The organism is uncultured Lutibacter sp., assembly GCF_937891065.1.
Taxonomy (GTDB): Bacteria; Bacteroidota; Bacteroidia; order Flavobacteriales; family Flavobacteriaceae; genus Lutibacter.
On record NZ_CALAEQ010000066.1, the window covers coordinates 1 to 6,826 of the forward strand.

General features: G+C 31.2%; 5 protein-coding genes. All 5 read right to left on the bottom strand.

Annotated elements, in window-relative coordinates; translation table 11 throughout:
* Positions 1 to 271: 271 nt before the first annotated feature.
* Complete coding sequence (locus tag Q0352_RS04090; protein WP_299524061.1) at positions 272 to 3,400, bottom strand: carboxypeptidase regulatory-like domain-containing protein; 3,129 nt, start codon at positions 3,398 to 3,400, stop codon at positions 272 to 274.
* Positions 3,401 to 3,512: 112 nt separating this feature from the next.
* A complete protein-coding gene (gene rplI / locus Q0352_RS04095) occupies positions 3,513 to 3,968 on the bottom strand; it encodes a 50S ribosomal protein L9 (protein ID WP_299524065.1) in 456 nt (151 codons plus the stop codon).
* A gap of 12 nt (positions 3,969 to 3,980) precedes the next feature.
* Complete coding sequence (gene rpsR / locus Q0352_RS04100) at positions 3,981 to 4,274, bottom strand: 30S ribosomal protein S18 (protein WP_299524068.1); 294 nt, start codon at positions 4,272 to 4,274, stop codon at positions 3,981 to 3,983.
* A 3-nt stretch (positions 4,275 to 4,277) separates the two neighbouring features.
* A complete protein-coding gene (gene rpsF / locus Q0352_RS04105; RefSeq protein WP_299524071.1) occupies positions 4,278 to 4,619 on the bottom strand; it encodes a 30S ribosomal protein S6 in 342 nt (113 codons plus the stop codon).
* 157 nt (positions 4,620 to 4,776) lie between these two features.
* The coding region (gene priA, locus Q0352_RS04110) for a primosomal protein N' (protein ID WP_299524075.1) at positions 4,777 to 6,826 on the bottom strand (2,050 nt) is incomplete at its 5' end.

Genomic DNA, 6,826 nt, shown 5'->3' on the forward strand with positions numbered 1-6,826 from the left:
AAACCCGTTGGGTGTAATTATTAAAAGCGTCAGTTCGAGTGATTTTTATGCAGTAAAACGGAACAAAAAATGTATCGAGAACCATTTTTAAGGATAATTTTTCTATTCTCGATACGATTTTCTATCGAAAATCACTCGAATTGACGAAAAATTAACGTCAAAAATTAATTGCACCCAACGGGTTATATAAATCGTTTTTATCAACTAGACATTCAACGTGTAAAAAAAAAGCCGCCCAATTTAGGCGGCTTTAGTAATATAATTTTAAAATTTAGAAAGAATAACGCAATCCAAATTGTGCTTGCCATCTAGATAATAAACTAGAATCATAAACATAAGTAGATTTTAAATCTTCACTAAACGTATAAGTTGGTGTTCCAGTTCCATCTACAGAAACCCCAATTGGTTGTACTGCATCAGGTTGTTGAACTAATCCCCAATCTGAATTTATTAAATTTCCAAAGTTCAAAATATCAATGGTAAATTGTAATGAATTTGTGTCAGATAATTTTAACTCTTGAATTAACTTCACATCCCATTTTCCTCTCCAAGGAGCTAAAGCACCATAACGTTCAGCATAACCCCCTCTATTATCACTTAAATAATCATCTTGTGAAATAAATTGTTCAAAAGCTTCAGCTTGCCCAGCACCAGAAAATTGCATTGAACCAATTTCAGATGCAGTAGGAATATAAATTAAATCATTTAAGTTTGATCCATCACCATTTATATCTCCGGCATATGTATAATTAAATCTTCCTCCTTGTGCATATTCAAAAAATGTAGAAATTGTAGTTTCCCATTCATTATTAGCTGCATAAGTCCAAGTTTTAGATGCTACACCAATAATTCTGTGTGTATCACCATATTTTGAAAACGCTAAATTTGCATCATTTACATTTCCTAAAGAAGGGTTAAATGCAAATGCATCTCCAGTAATTTCTGCTTCAATAGAGTTAACATCTTTAGAATTTAAATAATTATATGCACCCATTAAATACAATCCATTTTCAAAAGATTTCTGAGCTTTAAAAGAAGCATTAAAAGTTCTTCCTTTATCAGAATTTGTAAATACATATGCATTATTTCCTAAATCAGAGCCTGTATAAATAGGTCTGTTATCAACACCTTGCAAACTTCCAGTTGGAAATCCTAATCCCCAGTTTTGAACATGGGCACCATTCATATCTTTTGTATAAGATAAATCAGTAGTTAAAATTGTTCCATTTTCTAATTTGTAATCTAATCCTAAACTATTTCTCCATACTTGAGGAAATTTAAAGTCAGGATCAACAACTTGGTAAAACCATACATTTGGATTTCCAATTTGGTTTCCTAACCATACAAATGGGAAACGCCCTGTAAATAAACCTGTTCCACCTCTAACCTGTACTGTTTTATCACCTTTTGCATCCCAGTTAAATCCAATTCTTGGAGAAATTAAGAAATCATTATTTGGCATTTGTGTTGAATCAAAAAATACTGTTTCTCCAGTTGAAGGATCAACATATGGTACATCTGGAGCATAAAAGTTTCCAGGGAAATCAATTACATCTTGTGCTTTTTGACTTGAGTCAAAGAATAATGGCTTATCAAAACGTACACCATAAGAAACTTTGAAATTATCATTCATATTCCATTCATCTTGCACGTAAACTGCTAATTGACCAACATTTGTTTCAGCCAATGCCCAAGAATCATTTGCATTATTAGTATCAAAAATATTTTGAGCATTAGCCATTGCATCTGCTAACAAACCATTCGCAATCCCATTACGGAATCCATCCATATCAGCAAAATCTCCAAAGAAAGCACCAACATAACCTCTTGCATCTCCTAAACCGTAAGCTCCTAAATTAAATGAGTTATCAAATTGAAATTTTTCAAATGAAAATCCAATGGTGTAATTATGATCTCCTTTACTAATATTTAAGTTATTAGTTAATTGAAATACTTTTTGATCTAATTTATTATTGATAGAAAAAGGCTCATGACCTGCAACTATATAATTTCCTCCACTTCCATCTTGTATTCTAAAAGCTGGCATAGGAGTAGATGCTGGAGTTCTAAAATCATCAAAATGAGTATATCCAACTTGTAATTTGTTAGTAACATTATCAGCAAGTGTTGAATTTAATTCAACTAAAACTGATTTTAAATTATTATTTATTTCGTATCCAGAGTTTTCAAATTGTAACATTTGAGAGCTTGGTCCTCTAAACCCTAAAGCTGTTGGATGCGCAGGCAACTCTCTTGAAGCATCTAAAAAGTTATAAACAAAAGACATACGGTTCTTCTCATTAATATTCCAGTCTAATTTTATAAGTCCTTTTGTACTATTAGAAGCATGTGTAAATCCTTCGTAAGCACCTGTATCATAGCCAATACCTGCTAAGGCAGACTGAATTTCTTGTAAATCGGATAATAATACTCTTGATTCGTTAATTGCAGTATTTGAATCTCCATTATTAGGTAACCAAGACTGACCTAAATCAGATCTTTTGTCTTGTTCATAGTTAACAAAAACAAATAATTTATCTTTTATAATTGGTGCACCTATGCTAAAACCTACTTGAGTTTGTTCTAATTTTGGAACAGCAATACTTTGTCCTTTAATTTTATCACCTGTTAAATCTTGATTTCTAAAAAATCCATAAACAGTTCCTGTTACTTGATTTGTACCACTTTTTGTTACAGCGTTTACTGAAGCTCCTGTAAAACCAGATAAAGTTACATCATAAGGTGCAGTTGCAACAGAAATTTGCTCAATTGCATCTAAAGATACAGGCTGAGATCCTGTTTGCCCACCTGGAGTAGCAGCATCTAATCCAAACGGATTATTAAAGATAGAACCATCTAACGTAAAGTTGTTAAATTGATCATTTCTTCCACCAAAAGAACCTCCTGAAGCAGATGGATCTAAACGTGTAAAGTCTGAAGCAGATCTTGAAATTGTTGGTAATTTAGTTAATTCTCTTTTACCTACGCTTGTTTCAGCACCAGTTCTACTATTGTTAAACGTAGCACTTCTACCTCCAGTTATAACAACTTCTTCTAATTGTTCACTTTCAGCAACCATTTGTACATCTATATCAAATGCACTACCAAGATCTAAATATACATCCGTATATTCAATAGTTCTAAAACCTATGTAACTAATAGTTACCGTATAAGGTCCACCTACACGTAAATTAGGCAATGAATACCTTCCGCCATCTAATGTCATTGTCCCAGCTACAGTCCCTGTAGGAATGTGTTTTGCTATTACATTTGCACCAAATAACCCTTCCGATGTGTTATCACTTACCAAACCTTGAATTTTAGATGTTGTAACCTGTGAAAAAACAGTAACAACCGAAAATACAGTGATTAATAATGAAAATAGTAATCTTTGTTTCATTTTGTTTAATATTAAATTAAATTGTTAATTGATAATTTTATCCGCCTCAAATATAAACAAAAAAAGCTCACTGTTTAAGTGAGCTTTTAGTATGTTTATTAACTAAATATTGTTAATTACTTTGTTCTGCAATTATTTCAATTGATAATTCTACAATTACTGCTCTATGCAATCTAATTGTAGTATTGTATTTACCAAGTCTTTTAATGTTTCCACCTTCAACTTTAATAAACTTTTTATCAACTTCTTGTCCTGCAGCTGCTAAAGCTTCTGCAACATCACCATTGTTAACTGAACCAAATAATTTAGAACCATCACCTGTTTTAGCAACAATTTTAATTTCTAATTCTTTTATTGCATCTGCAATTTTAGTAGCATCTTTTATTAGTTTTTCTTCTTTAAAAGCTCTTTGCTTTAAAGTTTCTGCTAATACTTTTTTCGCTGAAGTTGTTGCTAATACTGCATACCCTAAAGGAATTAAGTGATTACGACCATAACCATTTTTCACAGCTACAATATCATCTTTAAACCCTAGGTTTTCAACGTCTTGTTTTAATATAATTTCCATAATTCCGTCCTTTTATTTTAACATATCTGCTACATAAGGCATTAAAGCCAAATGACGTGCTCTTTTAATAGCTACAGATACTTTACGTTGATATTTTAATGAAGTTCCTGTTAAACGACGAGGTAAAATTTTACCTTGTTCGTTTACTAAGTACAATAAGAATTTTGCATCCTTATAATCAATATATTTAATACCGTTCTTTTTAAAACGACAGTATTTAACAATTTGTTTCGTGTCAATGTCCAGTGGAGTTAGGTAACGAACCTCACCTTGTTTTCCTCCTTTTGCTTGTTGTTCTATAGACATAGCTTATTTTTTAGATGCGTTATTTCTTAGTCTTCTTTTCTCAGCCCAAGCAATAGCATGTTTATCTAACCTCACAGTTAAGTAACGCATAACACTATCATCTCTTCTAAATTCAAGTTCAAATGGAGTAATTGTTTCCCCACTAACTTTGTATTCAAATAAGTGATAAAATCCACTCTTTTTGTTTTGGATTGCATAAGCTAATTTTTTTAGCCCCCAATCTTCTTTTGATATCATTTCGGCACCTTTAGAAACAAGATAGTCGTCAAACTTCTGTACTGCTTCCTTTATCTGAACTTCAGATAAAACGGGATTCAAAATGAAAACAGTTTCGTAATGATTCATAATTAAAAATTTAAGTTTTTACTTTTAAGGGTGCAAATATAGTGCTATTTACTTAATTGACAAGCGATTTTAAAAGTTATTTTACTGAAGGTAAAATTGCTATAATTCAGCATTATAAACACTATTTTTCATATATCTTTCAATTTTGTTCTTAAGACTAATAGTTATCCACATCAATATTAAATTTAATTGGGCGAAATTCTTTTACAGCCTGAAAAGAATTTTTTACTCTTAAAATATTATTTTTAGTTATTAAAAGCGATTGTTTTTGTGAAATTTTAATAATTAATGTTCTAATATAATAATTTCTAATCTTAGATATTGAAGGTGTTGAAGGCCCTAATACATATTCACCAAAAACACTTGTTAACGACTTGCCTAACCAATGAGCGCCTTCATCAACCCTGTTAAAATCTTTATGGCGTAACGTTATTTTTATTAATCTATAAAATGGAGGATATTGATATTGCCAACGCTCATCTAACTGTTCTTTATACATTTCTTCAAAAGAATTAGTAGATACCTGTTGTAATATTTGATGAAATGGGTTAAAAGTTTGTATAGCTACTTTTCCTCTTTTTTTAACACGTCCTGCCCTACCTGAAACTTGCACCATTAATTGATAACTTCGTTCGTGGGCTCTAAAATCTGGGAAATTTAACATGGTATCAGCATTCATAATTCCAACCAATGATACATTTGCAAAATCCAATCCTTTTGATAGCATTTGTGTACCTACTAAAATATCTATTTCCTGCGCTTCAAACTGTCCTATTATTTTCTGATAGCCATATTTACCACGTGTAGTATCCAAATCCATTCTCCCAATCTTAGCATCTGGAAAAAGCTCTTCCAATTCTATTTCAATTTGCTCGGTACCAAAACCTTTAGAATTTAGTTTTTCACTACCGCAAGCACCACAATTATGTTGCATGGCTTTTTTATAACCACAATAATGACAACGTAATTCTTTTCGATAACTATGAAATGTTAAACTTACATCGCACTGTGGACATTGTGGAGAAACACCGCAAGTTTCACATTCAATTACAGGTGCATACCCTCTCCTATTTTGAAACAAAATAACTTGCTCTTTATTCTCTATAGCATCCGTAATCATTTCTAATAATCGATCAGAAAAATGACCTTTCATTCTTTTTTTTCGATGCTTTTCTTTAATGTCAACCAATTCAATTTCAGGTAATAACACATCCCCATAGCGTCTATTTAATTCAACAAAACCGTATTTACCTTGTTGTGCATTGTAAAAAGTTTCAATACAAGGTGTTGCTGAACCTAACAAAACATTTGCTTTATGTTGGTTTGCCAATACGATAGCCGCATCACGTGCGTGATATCTTGGTGATGGATCATATTGTTTAAAAGATGGTTCGTGTTCTTCATCAACTATAATTAACCCTAAATTTGAAAATGGTAAAAACATAGATGAACGCGCCCCTAAAATTAGCTGTGCTTTTTGTTTATTTTCTAATACATTATTCCATACTTCAACACGTTCATTCATAGAATATTTTGAATGAAATACAGATAAATATTCTCCAAAATAATATTGTAATCTTTCAATTAACTGTGTAGTTAAAGCAATCTCTGGCAATAAATAAAGCACTTGTTTATTAGTGTCAAGTAATTCTTTAATTAATTTTACGTATATCTCTGTTTTACCGCTACTTGTAACACCTTTTAATAACGTAGTTTGTTTTGTTTTAAACGTTGTTTTAATAGTATTATACGCAACTTCTTGATGTTCAGTTAATTCTTTTAATTCCGAAGAATTTCCTTCAAAATTAATTCGATCTTTTTGAATAAAATAAAATTCAAAAACTCCTTTATCAACCAGTGATTTTATAACTGAGGATGAAGAATTTGAAGCTTCTTGAAGCTTCTCTGCTTTTATTGGTTTTCTTGAAGCATTTAATTGAAAATAGGTTAAAACTACATCGCGTTGTTTTTTTGCTCTACTTAAGGTTTCTAATAATTCAGCTAATTTTTCATTTGAACTCCACAAGGTTGTTAAACGAATGTATTTTATAAGTTTTGGCTTATATTGCTCATAAATTTGTTCTTTAACGAGTATTACGTTTTTCTCAATTAATGCTTTAATAATTGGGAAAACACCTTTCTTCCCTACTATTTCAATAACTTGAAAAATTGAGAGCCTAGATTGATGTTGTAACGCTTCATAAATC